19 protein-coding genes and 1 pseudogene are annotated in these 21,384 nt (G+C 62.9%); 10 read left to right on the forward strand and 10 right to left on the reverse strand.

The genetic code is table 11. From position 1 onward, the window contains the following. Positions 1-113: 113 nt before the first annotated feature. The gene (locus JQ611_RS21185) at positions 114-995 is read left to right on the forward strand and encodes a hypothetical protein (RefSeq protein WP_212466482.1); all 882 of its coding nucleotides are present in this window, start codon (positions 114-116) and stop codon (positions 993-995) included. Between the two features lie 76 nt (positions 996-1,071). Beyond that, positions 1,072-2,259, forward strand: a complete 1,188-nt coding sequence (locus JQ611_RS21190) for a TAXI family TRAP transporter solute-binding subunit (RefSeq protein WP_212268664.1) — start codon at positions 1,072-1,074, stop codon at positions 2,257-2,259. 62 nt (positions 2,260-2,321) lie between these two features. Here the strand turns inward: JQ611_RS21190 and JQ611_RS21195 are convergent, their stop codons facing one another. Together JQ611_RS21195 and JQ611_RS21200 are read right to left on the reverse strand one after the other, a co-directional pair. Beyond that, positions 2,322-2,705: a YkvA family protein gene (locus JQ611_RS21195; protein ID WP_212268663.1), complete on the reverse strand. Its 384-nt coding sequence runs from the start codon at positions 2,703-2,705 to the stop codon at positions 2,322-2,324. Between the two features lie 298 nt (positions 2,706-3,003). Beyond that, positions 3,004-3,318, reverse strand: a pseudogene (locus tag JQ611_RS21200) (4a-hydroxytetrahydrobiopterin dehydratase); the annotation flags it as partial. A 209-nt stretch (positions 3,319-3,527) separates the two neighbouring features. Here JQ611_RS21200 and JQ611_RS21205 point away from each other — a divergent pair. Next, positions 3,528-4,955 (forward strand): TAXI family TRAP transporter solute-binding subunit, encoded by a 1,428-nt coding sequence (locus tag JQ611_RS21205; protein WP_212466483.1) that lies wholly within the window; start codon positions 3,528-3,530, stop codon positions 4,953-4,955. A gap of 198 nt (positions 4,956-5,153) precedes the next feature. Then, the gene (locus JQ611_RS21210; protein ID WP_212466484.1) at positions 5,154-6,704 is read left to right on the forward strand and encodes an alkaline phosphatase; all 1,551 of its coding nucleotides are present in this window, start codon (positions 5,154-5,156) and stop codon (positions 6,702-6,704) included. Between the two features lie 213 nt (positions 6,705-6,917). On the opposite strand, the gene JQ611_RS21215 is transcribed toward JQ611_RS21210, so the two are convergent. Further along, the gene (locus tag JQ611_RS21215; RefSeq protein WP_212437108.1) at positions 6,918-7,286 is read right to left on the reverse strand and encodes a response regulator; all 369 of its coding nucleotides are present in this window, start codon (positions 7,284-7,286) and stop codon (positions 6,918-6,920) included. Positions 7,287-7,486: 200 nt separating this feature from the next. Between JQ611_RS21215 and JQ611_RS21220 the strand changes: the two genes are divergently transcribed. Continuing rightward, positions 7,487-8,242 (forward strand): Crp/Fnr family transcriptional regulator, encoded by a 756-nt coding sequence (locus JQ611_RS21220; protein ID WP_212466485.1) that lies wholly within the window; start codon positions 7,487-7,489, stop codon positions 8,240-8,242. A 23-nt stretch (positions 8,243-8,265) separates the two neighbouring features. Here the strand turns inward: JQ611_RS21220 and JQ611_RS21225 are convergent, their stop codons facing one another. Further along, complete coding sequence (locus JQ611_RS21225) at positions 8,266-8,490, reverse strand: hypothetical protein (protein ID WP_192739380.1); 225 nt, start codon at positions 8,488-8,490, stop codon at positions 8,266-8,268. Between JQ611_RS21225 and typA the strand changes: the two genes are divergently transcribed. Further along, positions 8,489-10,315: a translational GTPase TypA gene (gene typA, locus JQ611_RS21230; protein ID WP_212466486.1), complete on the forward strand. Its 1,827-nt coding sequence runs from the start codon at positions 8,489-8,491 to the stop codon at positions 10,313-10,315. The genes JQ611_RS21225 and typA overlap by 2 nt on opposite strands. A gap of 24 nt (positions 10,316-10,339) precedes the next feature. Here typA and JQ611_RS21235 read toward each other — a convergent pair whose 3' ends face one another. After that, on the reverse strand, positions 10,340-12,235 hold the full coding sequence (locus JQ611_RS21235; RefSeq protein WP_212466487.1) for a hypothetical protein: 1,896 nt from the start codon (positions 12,233-12,235) through the stop codon (positions 10,340-10,342). Between the two features lie 226 nt (positions 12,236-12,461). On the opposite strand from JQ611_RS21235, the gene JQ611_RS21240 reads away from it, so the two are divergent. Next, positions 12,462-13,721 (forward strand): NAD(P)/FAD-dependent oxidoreductase, encoded by a 1,260-nt coding sequence (locus tag JQ611_RS21240; RefSeq protein ID WP_212466488.1) that lies wholly within the window; start codon positions 12,462-12,464, stop codon positions 13,719-13,721. 153 nt (positions 13,722-13,874) lie between these two features. On the opposite strand, the gene JQ611_RS21245 is transcribed toward JQ611_RS21240, so the two are convergent. Genes JQ611_RS21245 through JQ611_RS21265 form a run of 5 tightly spaced genes read right to left on the reverse strand, consistent with a single transcriptional unit; the run spans position 13,875 to position 18,155 of the window. Beyond that, entirely contained in the window at positions 13,875-15,029 is a 1,155-nt protein-coding gene (locus JQ611_RS21245; protein ID WP_212466489.1) for a serine hydrolase, read from the reverse strand. Between the two features lie 6 nt (positions 15,030-15,035). After that, the gene (locus JQ611_RS21250; protein WP_212268654.1) at positions 15,036-15,443 is read right to left on the reverse strand and encodes a thiol-disulfide oxidoreductase DCC family protein; all 408 of its coding nucleotides are present in this window, start codon (positions 15,441-15,443) and stop codon (positions 15,036-15,038) included. After that, complete coding sequence (locus tag JQ611_RS21255) at positions 15,440-16,771, reverse strand: SDR family oxidoreductase (RefSeq protein ID WP_212268653.1); 1,332 nt, start codon at positions 16,769-16,771, stop codon at positions 15,440-15,442. Before JQ611_RS21255 ends, JQ611_RS21250 begins: the two co-directional genes overlap by 4 nt. A 9-nt stretch (positions 16,772-16,780) precedes the next feature. Further along, entirely contained in the window at positions 16,781-17,248 is a 468-nt protein-coding gene (locus JQ611_RS21260) for a DUF2269 domain-containing protein (protein WP_212268652.1), read from the reverse strand. 7 nt (positions 17,249-17,255) lie between these two features. Then, entirely contained in the window at positions 17,256-18,155 is a 900-nt protein-coding gene (locus tag JQ611_RS21265; RefSeq protein WP_212268651.1) for a S9 family peptidase, read from the reverse strand. 288 nt (positions 18,156-18,443) lie between these two features. Here JQ611_RS21265 and JQ611_RS21270 point away from each other — a divergent pair, with 288 nt between their 5' ends. The 3 genes from JQ611_RS21270 (at position 18,444) to JQ611_RS21280 (ending at position 21,364) form a co-directional block, all read left to right on the forward strand. Continuing rightward, positions 18,444-18,953 (forward strand): GNAT family N-acetyltransferase, encoded by a 510-nt coding sequence (locus tag JQ611_RS21270; protein ID WP_192739389.1) that lies wholly within the window; start codon positions 18,444-18,446, stop codon positions 18,951-18,953. Positions 18,954-19,175: 222 nt separating this feature from the next. Then, positions 19,176-19,709, forward strand: coding sequence for an inorganic diphosphatase (ppa, locus tag JQ611_RS21275; RefSeq protein ID WP_212466490.1), 534 nt, complete (start codon positions 19,176-19,178; stop codon positions 19,707-19,709). Between the two features lie 173 nt (positions 19,710-19,882). After that, positions 19,883-21,364 (forward strand): M20 family peptidase, encoded by a 1,482-nt coding sequence (locus JQ611_RS21280; RefSeq protein ID WP_212466491.1) that lies wholly within the window; start codon positions 19,883-19,885, stop codon positions 21,362-21,364. Positions 21,365-21,384 lie beyond the last annotated feature (20 nt).

A 21,384-nucleotide genomic window follows, 5' to 3' on the forward strand; every position in this document is an offset into this window, starting at 1 on the left:
CTCCCGTTGTTGCGTTTTGGTAGCGGGGAAGCATCGCCATGGTGGAGAGTACAAGGCAGGTTCAATCAGGAGATCCGTTCGCAAGATTAGGCGAAGCGATCGGTGATCCCGGATTGTATGAGACGCATCAATTTCTGCGGTCAGAAGCACGCAAGCCCGACCCGCTGGTCCGACAAGATCATCTGGCAGACGACCCGGTGCCGCTTTTTCTCGCCAGCCAGCAGGATGCGCGCCACCGACAGGATGAGCGCTATCAACCGGAAGAGCGCTATCAGGATCTGCCCTTCTATCAAGAACCGCCCGAATACTCCTTCGCAGGCGGCAAGAAACGACGAGCGCGCGCATCGCGCATCGTGACCGGTGCGCTTGCGTTGTCCATCGCGGCTGCCGTTCTCGCGCTGCTATCCTTCGATTCGACACGCGCCGTCATCGTCAACGCCAAGGCTTCGTTGGCCAGCGCAGCGCCCGCCCCGTCAGGCGCCGCACAACAGGACGCCGCGCCGCCGACACCGCGCGTCGCGGCCCAGCCTGCGAATCCCGAGGCACCGCCGGCAACGCCGGATGCGGCGACCGCACAGCGTGTCCCGCTCGTTGCACTGGCATCCGCTTCACCGTCACGCGACGAAATCACCGCGGCCTACCAGAGCGCCATCAAGACCAAGGTTGTGGCGATCGAACCGGCGGCCCCCGAACCTGCACCAGCAGCGGCACGGCGCATCGATTCGGATGAACTGGCTGTCCTGTTGAAGCGGGCGAAGGGCCTGCTCGCGATCGGCGATATCACCTCCGCCCGGTTGCTGCTCGAGCGTGCGGCGGACGCGCAGGAGGCCGACGCCGCGCTGATGCTGGCGGGGACCTATGATCCGCAGGTGCTGGGCAAGCAGGACATGCGCAGCATCACGCCCGATCCGGCGATGGCGCGGCTTTGGTACCAGAAGGCCGCCCAGCTCGGCTCCTCCGACGCCAAGCGGCGCCTCAGCCTGATTCAAAACTAGGCATCTTCAGAACCGGATCACCGGCACGCATCGCTTACGACCGCGCATCACGCGACATCACGCAGGGGAACAACAAATGCGACGACTGTTTGGAATGGCCGTATTTGCCATCATGATGGCTTGCGGCCTGACGGCCGAGGCCCAAGCCCAGGCCCAGCAAACCGAATACGATCCGGCCAAGGTCAGCGAGAGTCTGAAGGCTATTTTCCAGTTCGGTTCTGTCGCCACCAAGCAAAGCCTGAACTCGAACACAGTGACGCTGATGTCGGGAACGATCGGCGGCACCTACGTGCAGTTCGGCGCCGACCTCGCTTCCGTGCTCGACGATGGCAACAAGTTGCGCGTACTGCCCATCGTCGGGCGCGGTTCCGTGCAGAGCGTGGCGGACATCCTGTTCCTACAGGGTGTCGATCTCGGCATCGTCCGCTCCGACACGCTCGATTATCTCGAACGCAAGGGCTTTGCGAAGGATATCAAGAAGCAGTTCACCTACGTGACCAAGCTCTACAATGAAGAGATGCACGTGATCGCGTCGAAATCGGTCCGCAGCCTAAGGGACCTCGAAGGCAAGACCGTCAGCGTCGACCTTCCCAATGGCGGCACGTTCGTGACTGCGCTGACCGTGTTCGAACGGCTTGGGATGAAGCCGAAGGTAGTCTATGTCGAGCAACGCATCGCGCTGGAGAAATTGAAGGCCGGCGAAATCGACGCCGTGATCGTTTGCGGCGGCAAACCGTACAAGTCCGTCAGCACGTTCAAGGACGACCGCTTCCATCTGGTGACGGTGAATTACGAGAAGCCGCTGCAGAAGGACTATCTGCCCGCCAGCCTGTCGTCGAAGGACTATCCCAACCTGATTTCGGGCGATGATCGCGTCGACACCATCGCGGTGCCGGCGGTGCTCGCGGCCTATAATTGGGCGCCGAACACCGAGCGCTATCGCAAGCTGTCGCAGTTCGTGGATGCGTTCTTCACCAAATTCCCGACCTTCCAGAATCCGCCCTTCCATCCGAAGTGGAGGGAAGTCTCGCTGTCGGCGCCACTGCCCGACTGGCAGCGGCTGCCGGTCGCCGAGCAATGGCTCAAGACCCACAACGTCGAAGCGGTCGCGCGTACCCGGTTCGATGAATTCCTGAAGCAGAGCCCGACTACCGCGGCGAACATCAAGACCGATGCCGACCGCGAGACGCTGTTCAAGCAGTTTCAGGCCTGGGAAACCGAACGGAACGCGCGCGCGCAAGTTCGCCCCGGATCGCAGAAGTAGGAAACCTCGGACGTCATCGGGATCGCCGCAGGCGATGCCCGGTGGCGGACGTCGATGCGGGACTATTCCGCGTCGTCCTTCCCGACGCCTCGCTTCAGCGCAGCGCGCGCGGCGTCGCGGTGCTCCGACGTGATATAATTGGCAACCAGGCGGATGGCGGTGGCCAGGACAGCGGCGTCGTCGGTGAAGCCGAGCACCGGCAGCACGTCGGAAACGAAATCGAACGGCAGAACGAAATAAGCGATGGCGCCGAGCAGCGCCGCCTGCACATGGCGCGGCGTCTGCTTGTCGAACGCGCAGTAATAGGCCGCGAGCAGGTCCTCGGCGAAGGGAAGCTTCGCCACCACCCGCTTCAGCTTGCTCCAGAAGCGCCGGCGCACGCTTTCGCGGTCCTGCGCCAGCCGATCGGCCGGTTCAAAACCCACGCTGTGTTCGGACGTTGCCATGACGGCGCTCCCTCAAGACAGGCGCGGCGGATCGACGCGGCTGGCTGTCCAAGAATTGGGGATGTCCAGCCGCCGCCGCAAGATCGCTGCTGCAAGATCACTTCAAGGCCGGCGCTCAGGAGACGCCGAAGACGGCGCTCAGGAGACGCCGAAGACGGCGCTCAGGAGACGCCGAAGACGGCGCTCAGGAGACGCCGAAGACGGCGCTCAGGAGACGCCGAAGACGGCGCTCAGGAGACGCCGAAGACGGCGCTCAGGAGACGCCGAAGACGGCGCTCAGGAGACGCCGAAGACAGCTTCAGGAGACGCCGAGCTGTTTGGCGATGGCGTTCATGGCGGCCGCAAGCTCGATGTCCAGCTTGGTGACGCCATTGGCGTCATGGGTGGCCAGCACCACCTCGACCGTTTTGTAGACGTTGCGCCATTCCGGGTGATGGTCGTTCTTTTCGGCCACCAAAGCCGCGCGGGACATGAACCCGAACGCCTCGTTGAAATCCTTAAAGGTAAAAGTTCGCGCGATCGCCTCGCGGCCGGGCGTCTCCGACCAGCCGGAAAGTTCCGCCAGCGCCGATTTCCGCGCTTCTGCCGACAGCCGTTCCGCCATGCTCGCCTCCCGCGTTTGACACCAGCTTTACCCTAACACCGATGGGCCCCCGCGGGATCCCCGCCCAAATTAAGACGGAAAGGCGCGTCCAATGGCCGCTCGGGTGCCGGTAACCATGACGGAGATGTAACCACGGGCCGGCGAGGAATTTGCTAGAATGCCCGGTGTAAGCACGTTGGCAACCGAAGATCGAACCGCAAACGATTGTTCAGGAATTGATGACCGACGGCCCTCATCCCGCCGAAGCAGCACTGCCTCCCCCCTCGCCCCGTTCGGCGCGACGTCGGCTGGCATTCGTGATGCTGGCCGGCGTTCTGGCGATCATCGGCGTGGCGGCGGCCGGCTATCACATTGCGACGCGGCCGGTGACGTTGCGGATCGCGGTCGGCCCGGCCAACAGCGACGACCTCAAGGTGGTTCAGGCACTGACGCAAGCCCTCAACAACCAGCCGCACGGTCCAATTCGGCTGCGTCCGACACAGACCGACAGCGCGCAGGCGAGCGCCAAGCTGCTCGGCGACGGCAAGGCCGATCTCGCCATTATCCGGGGCGACCTCGACGTGCCCAAAAACGCGCAGGCGGTGGCGACGCTGCGCAAGAATGTCGCGGTCCTCTGGGTGCCACCCGCCAGTAAAGCCAAGGCCAAGGGCAAGAAGGCCGCGCCCGCAATCACCAAAATCACGCAGCTCGGCGGACATCGCGTCGGCGTCGTCGGCCGCACCGAGGCCAACGTCAATTTGCTCAAGGTGATCCTGCAGCAATATGGCCTCGATCCGGCCAAGGTCGAGATCGTGCAGTTTCCGGTCACCGAAGCCGTCGAGGCCATCCGCAACCAGAAGGCGGATGTCTATCTCGCGGCGGGCCCGCTCAACAGCAAGATCACGTCCGATGCGATCGCGGCCTCGATGCGCGACGGCGGCACGCCGACCTTCCTGGCGATCGATTCGGCGGAAGCGATCGCGCAAAACCATCCGGCCTACGAGTCTTCCGAGATTCCCGCCGGGACCTTTGGCGGCGCGCCGGCCAAGCCGGAAGAGGAAGTCAAGACCATCAGCTTCTCGCATCACATCGTGGCGCGGAAGGGCGTATCCGACTCCACCATCGCGATCTTTACCCGGCAGCTGTTTGCGATAAGGCAAACGCTGAAGAACGAATTTCCGCTCGCCGCCAAGATCGAGACGCCGGACACCGACAAGGATGCCAATATCCCGGCGCATCCCGGCGCGGCAGCCTTTGTCGATGGCGAGGAAAAAACCTTCTTCGAACGCTACAGCGATTTCATCTGGTGGGGCCTGATGGGGCTCTCGGCGATGGGCTCTGCCGGCGCCTGGTTCGCGGGCTACCTGAAGAAGGACGAGCGTATTGCCAGCAATTCGCAGCGCGACCGGCTGCTCGATTTGCTCACCGCGGCACGCAACTGCGATTCAGGGGAAGAGCTTGATCAGATGCAGACGGAAGCCGACGGCATCCTGCGCCATATGCTGGAGTGTTTCGAACACGGCGCCGTCGAGGAGGGCGCGTTGACCACCTTCAACATCGCGCTCGAACAGTTCCACAACGCGGTCGCCGACCGCAAGGCGCTCTTGATGAGCATGCCGCAGAACCTGCAACGGGCCAGCGCGCAGTTCCGGGCCGCCGGCGCCTGAGCCGGCATTCCTGTAATTCGGCCGTCATGGAATTTTTCTAAAGCCAGCTCACGCGACGAGAGGATTCCGTCATTCCGGGGCGATGCGAAGCATCGACTCCAGATGCGCAGTTGCGCATCTGAGGTCTGGTGCCAGCGCACCATCCCGGAATGACGAAGTCTTCGACACGCGTGCTCTCAGACCCGCAAAGAGGTTCGTATGACCGTTAGAATTTCCCGCCGAAAGTTTCTCTCCTCGACCGCGGCAACGGGCTTTGGCGTCATCGCGATGCCCTATCTCAGCCGCGCCGGCGACCGGCCGGTCATCAGCCATGGCGTGCAATCCGGCGACGTCGGCGCCGATGGCGGCGTGGTCTGGGCGCGCGCCGACCGTCCTTCGCAAATGGTGGTCGAGGTCGCGACCACGGAGTCGTTTGCCAATGCGCGGGCGCTGCCGCCGATCGCAGCGCTGCCCGAGAGCGATTTCACCGCCAAGATGCTGCTGGAAAACCTGCCCGCGGGACAGGAGATCTTCTACCGCGTGCGGTTTCGCGATCTGTCGCATATCGACATCGCGAGCGAGGCCGTTGTCGGCCGCTTCCGCACCGCGCCGGCCGATCGCCGCGATGTCAACTTCGTCTGGGGCGGCGATGTCGCGGGACAGGGCTGGGGCATCAACCCCGACGACGGCGGCATGTTCACCTTCGCCACCATGCGCAAGCACCGCCCGGATTTCCTGCTGCATTCCGGCGACACCGTCTATGCCGACGGCCCGATCAGGTCCGAGGTGAAGCTTCCCGACGGCAAGGTGTGGAAGAACGTCACCATCGAAGAAAAGGCCAAGGTGGCCGAGACGCTCGACGAGTTTCGCGCGGCCCACAAATACAATTTCATGGACGAGCATGTGCGCGCCTTCAACGCCGAGGTGCCGGTCTTCGTGCAATGGGACGACCACGAGGTCACCAATAACTGGTCGCTGTCGAAGCAGTTGCCGGCCTCTTACAAGGAACGCGACATCAGCCTGCTCGCCGCCCGCGCCGGCCGCGCCTTCCACGAAATGTATCCGATGCGAGAAAGCATTGTGGAGCCGGGCCGGCTCTATCGCACGCTTCACTACGGCCCGCATCTCGACGTCTTCATGCTGGACGAGCGCAGCTATCGCGCCGGCAACGGGCCTAACCTGCAAACCAGCTACGGTCCCGAAAGCTATTTCCTCGGACCGGATCAACTCGCCTGGCTGAAGCGCGGGCTGTTGAACTCGCGCGCGACCTGGAAGGTGATCGCCTCCGACATGCCGCTCAGCATCATCGTCTATGACGATGCCACCAACAAAAAAGGCTCCGAGGCGTTCGCGCAAGGGGACGGCCCGCCGCGCGGCCGTGAACTCGAGATTGCTGATATCCTGCGCTTCATCAAGACATCAGGCGTCGTCAACACGGTGTGGCTGACCGCTGATGTGCACTATGCCGCCGCGCATTATTACAACCCGGACAAGGCGCAGTTCCAGGAGTTCGATCCGTTCTGGGAATTCGTCGCCGGCCCGCTGCATGCCGGCACGTTCGGGCCGAACGAACTCGACAACACGTTTGGGCCCGAGGTGAAGTTCATCAAGGCGCCGGGGCCGGACAAGCAGAACCTGCCGCCGTCGGCCGGCATGCAGTTCTTCGGCCACGTCAAGATCGACGGCGCGACCGGACAGATGATCGTGACCTTGCGCGATCGCGCCGACGTCGCACTCTGGTCGACGACGCTCGATCCGAAGCGTACGTAGCGTTTTCGAGCGAAGTGGGAATCGGTTCGCATAGCAATCAAGCTTTGCGCAGATTGCGTAGATTGCGTAGACTTATCTGCGGTAGAAAACGCGTCAAAACAAAAAGCGGGAGCCGGTTCTGATCCAGTCGGAACCGGCTCCCGGGTGAGCCATTCAGGCGGCCCGGAAGCGGACGCATCCGCCGCCGATAGATCAGATGCGCCGGTTGGCGTCTCAACGCCTGACGTTCAGCAACGCGAGCAACGCCTCGGTCGAATAGGGCTTTGCCAGTCGCGGCGTGTTTGCGAAAGCTGCCGGAAGCCTGACTTCGGCGCCATAACCGGTGACGAAGGCATAGGGAATTTTCAGCGCGTCCAGCCGTTCGGCAATCGCAAAGCTCTTTTCACGGACGAGGCTGACGTCGAGCAGCGCAAAATCGGGCGGCCGTTCGGCGATCATGGCGAGCGCTTTGGCCACGCTTTGGGCCGTACGAACCGTTTTCACCCCAAAGCCGAGAATCGTATCCTCGAAATCGAGTGCGATGATCGGGTCGTCCTCGACGATCAGGACGTCATTGGGCATGCCGTCGGCGACGGGTTGCATTGTACGCGTCAGTCCCAGGTTCACTGTTTTTGTCCGGTTGCCCGGGCCGAAGCCCGAAGGAGGCCCGACGACGCCTTGAAGCGCGTCCATCGGTTCCGGAACTGAAACCACCACACCGTAGTTATGCTGTCTGTTCACTAGTGCACATATAAACGCGCACAGCTTCGTTATTGTGCCCCTGGGGAACAGAGGAACCTTGGATGCAGACGCGACGCGAGGAGCCGGCCGGCGTGCGGCCGTTCAACAATTTGCTGCGTCGTCTGAACGCGGCCGATTTCGCCCTCGTCGCGCCGAACCTTGCCGAGGTCGATGCCAATGCCGGCGAAGTGCTGTACAGCCCCGGCGATGATGTCGAGATCGTGCATTTCCCCTGCGGACCGAGCCTCGTCTCTTACCTGGTCCCCAATGAGGATGGCCGCGATGTCGAGACCATCCTGATAGGCCGCGAAGGCGCGGTTGGCGGCATCGTCAGCCAGGGTTTTTTGCCGGCCTATACCCGTATCATGGTCAAGTTCGCCGGGCCGTTCGTGCGGCTGCCCGTCGGCAGGCTCGAGGCCGCCAAGAAGCGATCGGCGACGCTCAGCAACATCTTTGCCCGCTACGCCGACTGCATGCTGGCGCAAATATTCCAGTCCACCGCCTGCAACGCGATCCACTCGATCGAGCAGCGCACGGCGAAATGGATCATTTCGGCGATGGAACGCGCCGACGGCGACGAAGTGGTGCCGCTGACCCATGAGCAGTTGGCGACCTTGCTCGGGGTCGGCCGCAGCTACACCAGCCGGGTGATCCAGACCTTCAAGGCCGAGGGCATTGTGGAGACCCGCCGCGGCTCGATCCTGGTCCGCAACCCCGATGCCCTGCGAATCCGGTCCTGCCTCTGCAATGAGGCGGTGAAGGGCCATTTCGAGGAGGTTTTGCGGGGGGTCTATCCGGACCCCGAAAAGGGCAATTAAGCGGGCAATTGCCCGAAAATCGACTAACCAAATGCCAAACAAATCATTGTTTTTTGGCGTTTTCTGACTATATTGCGCCGCAACGCGTAAGGTGTGCCCGGTCCTTTAGGCCGGGCTTCCTTTTTGGGGCCAAGGTCGAGGCCGTTGCCCCTTTCGCATTTCAGGTTTTGAGCACGATCCGGAAAAGTGGGTCCCGGTTTTCCGGCGAGATCGCGCTCCAGCCATTGCACGACCAGAAGAAGAGCCATGAACCTTCGTAACGTCGCCATCATCGCCCACGTCGACCACGGCAAAACCACGCTGGTTGACAAGCTGCTGCAGCAATCCGGTACCTACCGTGACAACCAGCGCGTGGTCGAACGCGCGATGGATTCCAACGACCTGGAGCGCGAGCGCGGCATCACCATTCTGGCCAAGGCCGCCTCGGTGCAGTGGAAAGACACCCGCATCAACATCGTCGACACCCCCGGCCACGCCGATTTCGGCGGCGAGGTCGAGCGCATCCTGAACATGGTGGACGGCGCGCTGGTGCTGGTCGACGCCGCCGAGGGCCCGCTGCCGCAGACCAAGTTCGTGGTCTCCAAGGCGCTGAAAGTCGGGCTGAAGCCGATCGTCGTCATCAACAAGGTCGACCGTCCCGACGCACGGCCGACCGAAGTCATCAACGAAGTGTTCGACCTGTTCGCCGCACTCGACGCCTCCGAAGAGCAGCTCGATTTTCCGATTCTTTATGGATCAGCCAAGCAGGGCTGGATGGGCGATAGCCCGGAGGCGTCGCACGAAGCCGGGATGCAGCCGCTGTTCGACCTGATCCTGCGCCATGTCGCGCCGCCGACGGTCGAAGAAGGCCCGTTCCGGATGATCGGCACCATCCTCGAAGCCAACCCCTATCTCGGCCGCATCATCACCGGCCGCATCACCTCGGGCTCGATCAAGCCAAACCAGGCCGTGAAGGTGCTCGGCGCCGACGGCAAGCAGATCGAAAGCGGGCGGATCACGAAAATCCTAGCCTTCCGCGGCATCGAGCGGACGCCGCTCGAGGAAGCCGAAGCGGGCGACATCGTCGCCATCGCCGGCCTCACCAAGGGCACCGTCGCCGATACCTTCTGCGATCCGTCCGTTGAAACCCCGCTGGTGGCGCAGCCGATCGATCCGCCGACCGTGTCGATGTCGTTCATCGTCAACAACTCACCGCTCGCCGGCACCGAAGGCGACAAGGTGACCAGCCGCATGATCCGCGACCGCCTGCTGCGCGAAGCCGAAGGCAATGTCGCGCTGCGCGTGGTGGAAGCCACCGACAAGGATGCGATGGAAGTTTCCGGCCGCGGCGAATTGCAGCTCGCGATCCTGATCGAGACCATGCGCCGCGAAGGTTTTGAGCTCTCGGTGTCGCGCCCCCGCGTGGTGCTGAAGAAGGACGAAGTCACCGGCGAATGGCAGGAGCCGATCGAGGAAGTCGTGATCGACGTCGACGAGGAGCATTCCGGCGTCGTCGTGCAGAAGATGAGCGAGCGCAAGTCCGAGATGATCGAGATGCGCCCCTCCGGCGGCAACCGCCTGCGGCTGGTGTTCTACGCGCCGACCCGCGGCCTGATCGGCTACCAGGGCGAACTGCTCACCGATACCCGCGGCACCGCGATCATGAACCGCCTGTTCCATGGCTATGCCAACTACAAGGGCGACATCCAGGGCCGCCGCAACGGCGTCTTGATCTCCAACGACCAGGGCGAAGCGGTGGCTTACGCGATGTTCAAGCTGGAAGACCGCGGCCCGATGATGATCGAGCCGGGCTGGAAGGTCTACAAGGGCATGATCGTCGGCGAACACACCCGCGACAACGACCTCGAGATCAACGTGCTCAAGGGCAAGCAGCTCACCAACATCCGCACCACCTCAAAGGATGAAGCGGTGCGGTTGACCCCGCCGATCCGCATGACGCTGGAAAAGGCGCTGGCCTATATCGAGGACGACGAACTCGTGGAAGTGACCCCGAAGTCGATCCGCCTGCGCAAGAAGTTCCTCGACGCCAACGACCGCAAGCGCGCGGAAAAGGCCAAGGAGGCGGTGGCTTAAGCACCGCCCGCGTAAACGACTGCGTCAATTCCCGTCGTGCGCGCTCGGATCGTCGCCTTCGTCGACCAGGTCGATGGCGGCGCCGGTATCGGCCAGATCGATGGCCTTGCGCAGCGTGACGATATGCGGCGCCTGACAGGTGTCGGGCGCACGACGCACGTCCCAATAGGCAGTGTGGGTGAAGAAGTCGTCACCCCCCGCCTTCCTGGTCGAGACCGCGAGATCGACGATGTGATAGCCGAAGATCGGCGATAGCGCGCCGCCGATGGCGTCTCCCCAGAACAGCTGACGCCGGGGAAAATAGATGTTGCTCCACCGGGTCAATCCGAACAACGCGCCGTTGTGAATTTGCTTCCTGTGCGTCTTCGGATTGGTGAAGGCCAGCAAGCCGTCTCGATCGAGCCGTTTCGGCGGGCAGGTCGGAAACTCTCTTTCCCCGACGCGCCGGGCGAAATCATCCTTCAGGTCCTGCTCGGTATTCAGCCTTCCCTCGGCTTTCAGATCCGCCGCGGTCTTGCCCAGGCACATCAGAAAGTAGGCGTGCGTCAGCGCGCTTCCCAGCGTAACGAAGTCGGTCACCAGCCAGCTCTTGGGGTGCAAGGGATTGGGCTTTTGCTGCTGGGGCGTGAGTTTCGCCGCGGCAGCGGCGATGCTGGCGATCGTGGCCCGCGCCTTGATCCGCAACGCCTTCTTGTCCTCGATCGTTGCCTTGGCGTCTTCCGGCTGCCATTTGGCGCTATCGATGGCGTCAAAATCTGTACCCAGTTCTTCGACAGGCGGCAACTCATTGCAGACCCGGCTGAAATAGGCGCGCAGCATGTCGTAGGCGACGACGGTACCGAGACTGTGCGCGACGACGACGATGCGATCGTACTGGCCGGACGCGTGGAGGTTGGCGAGCCGATCCACGGCCTCCTTCCTGATCGCCCGGCGCACCGCCACGTTGGCCGGCGAATTGCGGAAGTAGCGCGCGGCATCGCCGAGATACGGCTGCAGGAATGCGGCATTGATGATCAAATAGAGCCCGATCACGGCCGACGCCGCCGCGACGCTCCACGGCGAGTTCAGTCCCCATACCCAGGCCTTGACCATGGTTACGGCAAAGGAGGTGTCCGGATGCCAGAACCGGTCGGTGCCGACAAAGATGCCAAACACGACCACTGAAATCACAAGCGCGCGGCAAAAAGCGCGCAATCCCTGACGGCCCATGAGCATAAAGCTCGCCAGCAGCGCAATCAGCGTGGGCAGAGCGACCAGCGTAAAGAGTTCAGCCCCGTCAGGAACGTTGCGATCGCCCGGCGCAAACTTCTCGACGATGAAGTAAGTCGCAATGACGACAATTCCGATGACGCAAAAAAGTGCGAGCAGCTTGATGAGGCGGAAGGCCTTCCATTTCGCCGCGACAACGAGGCCCACGATCAGGCTGGCGAACAGCAGCAGAAACGGCGCGACCAGCATGATTTGCGCAACGTTTCCCGAGAACAGCAGAATGCCCTGCAACACCAGCACCGCGAAGGAGAGATTCATCAAGCACAGGAAAATAGCCGCGGCCCACCAAAGCCCGTTCATGCCGAGCTTCATGATCGGCCCCTTCCGCACCAGCTCGTACAGCCAGAGCAGCACCGCGACGGCCTTGGTCTCACTCATCAGGTGAGCCCAATATAATTCGTGGAAATCGACAAGGCGGCCATCCGCCGTATCCGGCACCGTGTTCGTCGTCATCACCGCCAGGTCGATGTCGGAGCCGTCCCGTTCCGGATGCGTCCAGATCCGCTTGCCTTTGTCGGCCGGGTTGTTCTCGTCCAGCCAGACGCCCCGTATGACACCGCGCACCGTTTCCAGCGCGCGCTGGCTGCCGATGCCGTGAACGACAAGGATCGCGGTTCTCTTCCGCGCGGTAGCGGGATCGAATTCGGCCATGGCTGAAATCCCGATCTGAAATGACGTTAGGGAGAACGATCCATTCAATACAACTACAGGGGGAGAAACAAGCCGCTCTTTTCGCAAAGATGTCGCATCGCCCGCCGGCAATGGCCGAAATCGGCTGATCGATGCGAAAACCGCATCCCTCCCCTGCCTGCCATGGACCGGGAGCCCTCTGCGGACCGGCTTCAGGCCCCCTGGCGAACGTGCTAGAGGCTCGGACATGACGACCCTCCCCTCCGAAGTCGATGTTGCCATCATCGGCGCCGGCGCCGCTGGCCTCGGCGCCGCGCATGCGCTGAAGCAATCCGGCCTCTCCTATGTCGTGCTGGAAGCGCGCGACCGCGTCGGCGGCCGCGCCCATACGATTCAGGCAGCACCAGACGTCACCTTCGACCTCGGCTGCGGCTGGCTGCATTCGGCGGATGAAAATTCATTCGTCGCGATCGCCGAGCAACTGAAGTTCGAAATCGACAGGAACCGCCCGCCCTGGCGCGAGCAGGCCCACAACAAGGCGTTTCCGGTTGAGCAGCGGGCGGAATTCCTGAGGGCGCTCGACGCCTTCTATGACCGCGCCGAGGAAGCCGCGCAGCAGGCCGGGCAGAGCGGCCGCGACAGCGCCGCCGATCTCTGTCTCGAGCCCGGCAATCGCTGGAATCCGATGATCGACGCGATCTCGACCTACGTCAACGGCTGCGAGCTGGATCAGGTCTCGATCCTGGATATGGACGCCTATGAAGACACCGAGATCAACTGGCGCGTCCGCCGCGGCTATGGCGCGCTGGTCGTGGCCTACGGTGCCTCGATGCCGCTCGCGCTCAACTGCGCGGTGACGCTGATCGACCATTCGGGAAAGAGCATTCGCGTCGAGACGTCGCAGGGCACGCTGATATCAGGCAGAGTGATCGTCACCGTTCCAACCAACCTGATCGCGGATGAAGCCCTCCGCTTTCACCCGCCATTGCCGGCAAAGCTCGACGCCGCGCGCGGCCTGCCGCTTGGTCTCGCCGACAAGGTGATGCTGGCCCTTAGCGATGGCGACGCGCTGCCGAAGGATGGCAGCCTGCGCGGCGCCACCATGCGCACCGCGATGGGCACCTATCATCTGCGCCCGTTCGGCCAGCCCTGCATCGAAGGCTTTTTCGGCGGCCGCTTTGCGCGATCGCTGGAAGATGCCGGCCCCGGCGCGCTGGCCGCCGAAAGCATCAACGAGATCGCAGGCTTCCTCGGCAACGACTACCGCCGCAAACTAAAACCGCTCGCGGAATCGCGCTGGGCCCACGACCCCTTCGCCCGCGGCTCGTATTCCCACGCCCTGCCCGGCCACGCCGGCGACCGCGCGGTGCTGGCAGCGCCTGTGGATGGACGTTTGTTCTTTGCAGGAGAGGCAACCTCGCCGGGGTTCTTCTCGACCGCGCATGGGGCAAGGGATTCGGGCGAGCGGGCGGCGGGAGAGGTGATGGCTTCGCTGCCCAAGCAATAGCCCTCAATCCCGTCACTGCCTGCGACAAACGCAAAGCGTTTGCGCAAGGGAGCGATAGCGACGAAGCAATCCATTTTTCCCCGAGCGGTGACGTGGATTGCTTCGCTTCGCTCGCAATGACGGATCAAAGAGCGTCAGAATAAGTCAGTTTAATCACCCGCACTCCGCCAGCACCGCATCCTTGAACAGATGCTGCTCCGCCTTGAGATCGACGCGATAGCTCGCCGCATACGGCGGCTGCGGCTGGCATGACAGGGTGACGATGACGACCCCCGCTTTCCGGTTGACGTAGAGCGCCTGGCCGGCGAAGCCGAGGGCGACCATCGAACCGTCGGGATCGATCCACCAGCTGTAGCCGTATCCGCGCGCGCCGTAGCGATTGGTTTCGGGATCGAGGACGAAGGCGGGTTGGGCGGCGCTTTCGATCCAGTCGGATGGCAGCACGGCCGCGCTGTCGATCACGCCGCCACGCAGGAGAAACACGCCGAAGCGGCCAAAATCCCGCAAAGCTATTCCGGCCCGGCTGCCGCCGATTTCCTGGCCGCCGTCGGACTCCAGCGTATAGAACGCGTCGAACTCCATGCCGAGCGGCGACCAGATCGTCTCCGACATATAGTCGGCCAGCGTTTTCCCTGTCGCGGCCGACAGCAGGCTGCCGAGCAAATAGGTATCGCCGCTGTTGTAGTTGAAGTGACTGCCGGGCCGGTGTTCGGCCTTCAGGCTGCGCATCAGCGCCAGCACGCCGCCGGGGACCTTGTCGCCGAGCGATTTGCTGTAGCGGTTCACGTCGGAATTACGGTCGGTGTAATCCTCGTTCCAGCGCACGCCGGAGGACATCGTGATCAGATGGCGAATGGTGACGGCGTCATAGGCGCAGCCGCGCAATGCCGGGATGTATTTCGAGACAGCATCTTCGAGACTGCCGATGGCGCCCTGCTGCAAGGCGGCGCCGATCAGCGTCGACGTCAGCGACTTGATCATCGACATCGAGGACCAGCGCACGTTCTGCCCCAGTCCGAGCGCGTAGCGCTCTAGAACGATTCGCTCATCCTTGACGACAAGCAATCCTGCGACGTTAGCGCGACCGATATACGCGTCGACTCCATGCGTTTGCCCATCGGCCTGATACTGCGGCGCGATCTCTCCGCTACGATGCAGTGGGAGAACATTTGTCCCCCGGCGGATCGCCCGCGTGACAAACATTTGATCGACACTGCGATAGGCGTAAGCCTGCTCGGTCGGCGACAACAGAAGAAAATCTTCACCCGCTGGGACGTGGTGTTTTGGATGGGCAATAGGGCCAGTCATGCGAATCTACTCCATCACCCGCGCGCGCATATCCGCATCGGGCACAAAACATTGCTCATACTTGCCGAAAATCCGGTAGCGGTTACGCGCGACGAGGCTGTAGACGCCGTCGCGCAACGGCTTCGGCACAGCAAACAGCGCACGCGTCCATCCCCAGCCGGGCAACGCGCCGAGCACCGTCAGCGCCGCGTCGGATTTGAAATATGCGACGCCGCCATGAACGACGGCGTTGGTATCGGGATCATCGGGATTGATGCCGAACGCCTGTGCCAGCCGCGTGCCGTAGCCGGACTGGATCGGCGTGAAGCGAAAGCGGCGTTCAGCGTCTCGCGTGGCGACGAAGCGGACCCAGCGCGAGCAGAAGATGCAGACGCCGTCGTAGAGGATCACGTCATCGTCCGGCCATCTGTTCATCGATTATCCAGCGTCAGTAAGGCGACGAACATCAGCACGATCGCCGGTCCCGTCTTGACCAGAGCGCCGAGCGGCTCGATCCAGAGATCCGGCGTCAGGATCGCAGCGCCCACCATGTAGCCCAGCGCGACGACGATGCCGGCGATCAGTCCGACCGCGGCGGTGCGGCGGAAAGCGATCAACACCCCGATGCTCATATCCATCAGGCTGGTAATCGCCGTCATCGGCGCGACCAGCCATTGCGGGAAACCGTGCGCCCGCAAAATATCGGCAGCGGCGGAAAACGAGATCACCAGCGAGATGAAGCCCGACACGATCCAGAACACCGCAAGGCTCGCGATCACGAGCGCCTTGACCAGGAACAACCGCGCGAACCATTTGTCCTGGATGGTGGCAGCATGCCCGCCCACCGCCTGCGCCAGCGTCTTCGGCACAATGCCGGTCGCCGCCATCCAACTCGCGGAATCGCCGGTGACGCCCCGGCGCAGTTCGGCAATCGCCGTGGAGCGCATCGGCGGCATCCAGCCCAGCCTGTTGGCGAGATCGCCAGATTTGGCGCCGAGATTGAGCAGGAAACCGGGAAGCGTGATCCGCGGCATGTGGGAAGTGCCGAACGACCAGCGGAATTGATCAATGACATTGCCAAGCGTGATCGGCTGCGGCTGCATCAGGTCCCAGGTCACGGCGTTTGCCGCGGGATCGCCGATGTCGCGTGTGGCGAGCCAGGCGATGGTCGCGGAAACATCCTCGACCGCCACCGGCTGGAACGGCGTCGCCGATTCGTCACCGGGCAATTGCAGCGGAAATGCCGCCAGCGCGCGCAGCAGCGCGCTGCCGCCATAGGCCGAAGGTGCCACGACAAATCCCGGACGCAGGATTGCGTAGGGAATACCGGACGCAGCAATCAGCCGCTCGGCCTCGCGCTTGGTGGTGCTGAAGGCGGTGCGGTCCTCATCGGCGGTGCCGGGAATGGAGATATGGACAAAACGCACCGCGCGGCCGCTGTCGCGGAGCGCCGCCAGCAGCCGCTCGACGAAATCGCGATGCACCGCGCGGGTGTCGCTGCCCGGCCCGTCTTGCAGTACGCCGAGGCAATTGACCACGACATCGATCTCACGTTCGCGGATCAACCGCGCCAGCGAGGCTGCGTCCATCGACATGATCGGAAGCTCAACGTCGGAAGCGCCGATCTTTTGTGACGGTTCGAAATGCCGCGCGACCCCGATCGCCTGAAAGCCCTGCAATCGCAGGTCGTCGGTGACGAACCGTCCGATCAGGCCGGAGGCGCCGAGGACGAGAATTTTGCGCGATGAAATTTCCGCGTTCATTTACCCCACCTAAACCGGCTTCGCGATCATCAGCCACAGGATCGCCATGACCGAACCAAAGCCTGGAATACCGAACAGGAACCAGCGCCGGAATAGCGCGAAATAGCGCGGCGGCAGCGCTGCATTCGCAGCCGCGGCGACGCGCGCCAGATCGCGCATCTCGATCTGCATGAAAATCACGGGCACCCAGAACAGCCCCGCCGCCGCATACAGCCCGAGCGAGGCCGAAATCCAGAGTTCGCCAAATCCCGTCGATGACAGCATCATCAAGAGACCGCCGGTGATGGGCTGCAGCAGCACCGCCGTCAGCGTGAACAGCATGTCGGCAATCACCACCGTCGACCCCGTGCGGGCGATGAAGGAAGCATCACCGCTGCGATGTGCCATCAGCATGAAGAACGCGATGCCGCTGCCGGTGCCGAGAATGACGATGGCGCCAAGCACATGCAGGTATTTGATCGCAAAATACAGCGTCATCGTTGCGTCATCGTTTTTTGGCCGGGTTTTGCGGACGCGGCTTCAAGGCGCGATCGAGCTCACTTGCCACGCTTGTTACACCACCTTCGGTTTCCGGCAGCCAGTGCCCCTCGCTGCCATAGGCCCCGAGCACGCGGAAATCGACCTTGCCGCCGGCGTTGCGAAACGCGTCCGCCAGTTGCCGCGACAGAACAGGCGAAAAATAGCTGTCATTGGCCGCCACCAGCCATGTGACGGGCACGCGCGCGGTTTTGCCGAATTCCCGTGCGGCGGCGATCAGCGTGTGCGGCGCGCAGACCCGACCCGGAAAATCATTGGCATGGCCGCCGCGGCCGGGCGCAAAGGCGATGATCGCGGCAACATCCTTCGGATCTTCACTGGCCAGCGCCAGCGCGCCCCAGCCGCCGGCCGAGTGCCCGATCACGATCATTCCATCTGACCGGATGAACGGTTGCTTGCGCACAAAGCCCATTGCCGCCGCGATCACGTCAGCGGTGGCGCGGCCTGACCTGGCGTAGTCAGCCTCGTCGCAGCCGCCCTGATCCTCGAGATATTTGCCGCCCGTGGCGCCATGGCCTGGCCGCTCCGGCACCAGCACGGCAAAGCCGCGCGCCACCAGCCACGCGGCGAGCGCGCGGTATTCGGGCTGCGGCATTTGCGCGCGACGCAACACGTTCTGGGTGGTAGCATGCGCAATCAGCGCGAGCGGAAACGGGCCGGCGCCCGGTGGACGAAACAACACCGCATGCGACGGGGGACCGAAGTCAGGCGACGGCACCAGCCATTGCTGCAGGCGATTAGGTTCGCCCTCGGTGCCTTGCGCGCCGAGGTTTTGCTGGGCCCCACCGGGCTTCACACCGAGCGCGGCAAGCACAACCACTGCGATTAACACTTTAGCCGGATGCATGAATTGGCCTGACGCAGCCGAAGGATGGGGAATCCGAATTCGACAACAGAATACCGGCGGCGAATCAAATCCAGCGCATTTTTCCGTGCCAGAATTCCTGGAGACGTTCCCGGATATCATTCTGAGCATGGTTTAGCCCGGCCGAGGATCAACGAAATGCCGGTAAAGTCAGCCTCTTGTCCTTTTTCGGTACAACCGGACCGGAAACTGATGCAGAAAATCCACAGGTTAACCGATAATTAACGATGGACCTTGAAGACAACGCGCTGACTTGCTTTGATTGGGGTCATGAGCACAACCCTGATCGAGGTTCGACCGGCCAAAGCTGCGGATGCAGCCGCGGTGGCGTCCACCCATGACGAAGCCTGGCGCTCGGCCTATCAGGGCATCATTCCCGGCGCCGAACTTGAAAAGCTGATCAACCGTCGCGGTCCGCAATGGTGGGACAGCGCGATCCGCAAGGGCAGCCGCGTCAGCGTGCTGGTGTTCGGCGACAAGGTCGCGGGCTATGCCAATTACGGCCGCAACCGCGCCCGCAGCCTGCATTTCGAAGGCGAAATCTACGAGCTCTATCTGCGTCCGGAATTCCAGGGTCTCGGCTTCGGCCGCCGCCTCTTCACCTCCGCCCGCCGCGATCTCTTGCAGAGCGGCCTCAAGAGCATGGTGATCTGGGCGCTGTCCGACAACGATCCCGCGACGGAGTTTTATCGCGCGCTCGGCGGCCGCATGGTCGCCCGCTCGTCGGAGAAGTTCGGGCCCAAATCGCTCGACAAGGTCGCCTTCGCCTGGACCAACTGAGCCAGCCTGAAACGCCCATTTTCGACCTGATCGTCATATCAGACGAAAGCGCGACTCGCGCCTTCAGTATGGCTTGACCTAGCCTCCCATCATTTCTAATAGCCGCCTGCATGCGATGGATACGCCGGGGATCCAGCGCGGAACACGCGCCTGGCGCATTTGCCAGGCATGACCATTCAGCCAGTCGAAACACGACTGCGCCAAGCAACCACGGAGCCCTCCATGCGCATTGACGCCATTTCAACCGGTAAGAATCCGCCGCATGACGTCAACGTCATCATCGAAGTGCCTGTCGGCGGCGAGCCGATCAAATATGAAATGGACAAGGAGGCCGGCACGCTGGTCGTCGACCGCTTCCTCTATACGGCGATGCGCTATCCCGGCAATTACGGCTTCATCCCGCATACGCTGTCGGGCGACGGCGATCCCTGCGACGTGCTGGTCGCCAATACCCGCGCGATCGTGCCGGGCGCCGTCATGAGCGCGCGGCCGGTCGGCGTGCTCTTGATGGAAGACGAGGCCGGCGGCGACGAGAAGATCATCGCGGTACCGACGTCGAAACTGACGCAGCGCTATGACAAGGTGAAGAACTACAACGACCTTCCCGACATCACGCTGCAGCAGATCCAGCACTTCTTCGAGCACTACAAGGATCTCGAACCCGGCAAATGGGTCAAGGTGCTGCGCTGGGGCGATGCCAACGACGCCCAAAGGCTGATCCTCGAAGGCATCGAACGGGCGCAGGGGAAGAAGTAGGCGGTTAGCGCCACGGGACCAATTCTTTGTGATAGATCGTCGTGCCCGGCCTTGTGCCGGGCATCCACGTCTTTAGTCACGCGCAGAAAGAAGGACGTGGATGGCCGGGACATAGGCGAGCGGAAGCGACGCCGTCCTTCAGACGGCTATGCCCGGCCATGACGGAGAGACCCATGCGCCGGCTGGTCAGAATTATCCGCAATCTCGCGCTGCTCCTGATCGCTGTTATCGTGATCCTCGCCGGCGTGCTGGCGTTCAACGTCGTCAGCCATGGTTCGCGGCAAATTCAGGTGGCGGCCATCCCGCGCGTGGCGGTTGACGCGCAGGCCGTTGCGGCGCGCCTCAGCGAGGCGATCCGCTTCCGCACCATTTCGAGCCACGAAAACCCCGACCAGCACGCCGAGGCCTTGCGCGGCATGCAGGCGCATATCGAGAAGAGCTTTCCGGCGTTCCACGCCGCGGCGAAGCGCGAGATCGTCGGCCAGTACAGCCTGCTCTACACTTGGGAAGGCTCCGACTCCAAAGCGCCGCCGATCGCGCTGCTCGCGCATCAGGACGTGGTGCCGGTGGCGCCTGGCACCGAGAAGGACTGGCAGCAACCACCTTTTGACGGCGTCGTTGCCGATGGTTTCATCTGGGGCCGCGGCTCCTGGGATGACAAGGGCAACCTCTATTCGATGCTGGAGGCCGCCGAGACGATGACCAAGGGCGGCTTCCGGCCGAAGCGAACGGTCTACTTTGCCTTTGGCCATGACGAGGAAACTGCCGGCACCGCGGGTGCCAAGGCCATCGCGGCGTTGCTGGCCTCGCGCGGCGTCCGCCTCGATTTCGTCGTCGACGAGGGCCTCCTGATCACCGAAGGCATGATCAAGGGCCTCGACAAATCAGCGGCGCTGATCGGCGTTGCCGAAAAGGGCTACGCCACGCTGGTCCTGAACGCGCAGGCAACGCCCGGTCATTCCTCAATGCCGCCGCGCGACACCGCGATCGGCATGCTGAGCGCGGCGCTGGCGCGGCTCGAAGACCATCGCCTGCCGATGCATATCCGCGGCACGGTCGCCGAAATGTTCGACACGCTGGCGCCGGAGATGAACGGCTTCAACCGCGTGGTGCTGTCGAGCCTGTGGCTGTTCAAGCCGCTGTTGCTCCGCGAGTTCGAGAAGAACGGCCCGAGCGAGGCGACAATCCGCACCACCACGGCGCTGACGATTTTCAATGCCGGCGACAAGGATAACGTGCTGCCCGGCAACGCCGAAGCCACCGTCAACTTCCGCATGATCCCAGGCGACACCCAGGCCAGTGTCACCGACCATGTGCGCAGCACGATCCGCAACGACCGCATTTCGATCAAACCGTTCCCCGGTAACACCGATCCGCCACCCGTGACGGGCACCGCGAGCCCATCGTTCCAGATGTTCAACCGTACCATCCGCGAGGTTTTTCCTGACGTCATCGTGGCGCCCGGACTGATGGTGGGCGCAACCGATTCGCGCCACTTTGCCGGGATCACCGACAAGATTTTCCGCTTCTCGCCGGTGCGCGCCAATTCCGACGATCTGAAGCGCTTCCACGGCACCAACGAACGCCTCAGCCTTGAGGGCTATGCCGACATGATCCGGTTTTATCGGCGGCTGATCGAGAACGCTGCGGGGTGAAACTTTCCTTCGTCATTGCG

The organism is Bradyrhizobium sp. AUGA SZCCT0182 (assembly GCF_018130185.1).
Taxonomy (GTDB): Bacteria; Pseudomonadota; Alphaproteobacteria; order Rhizobiales; family Xanthobacteraceae; genus Bradyrhizobium.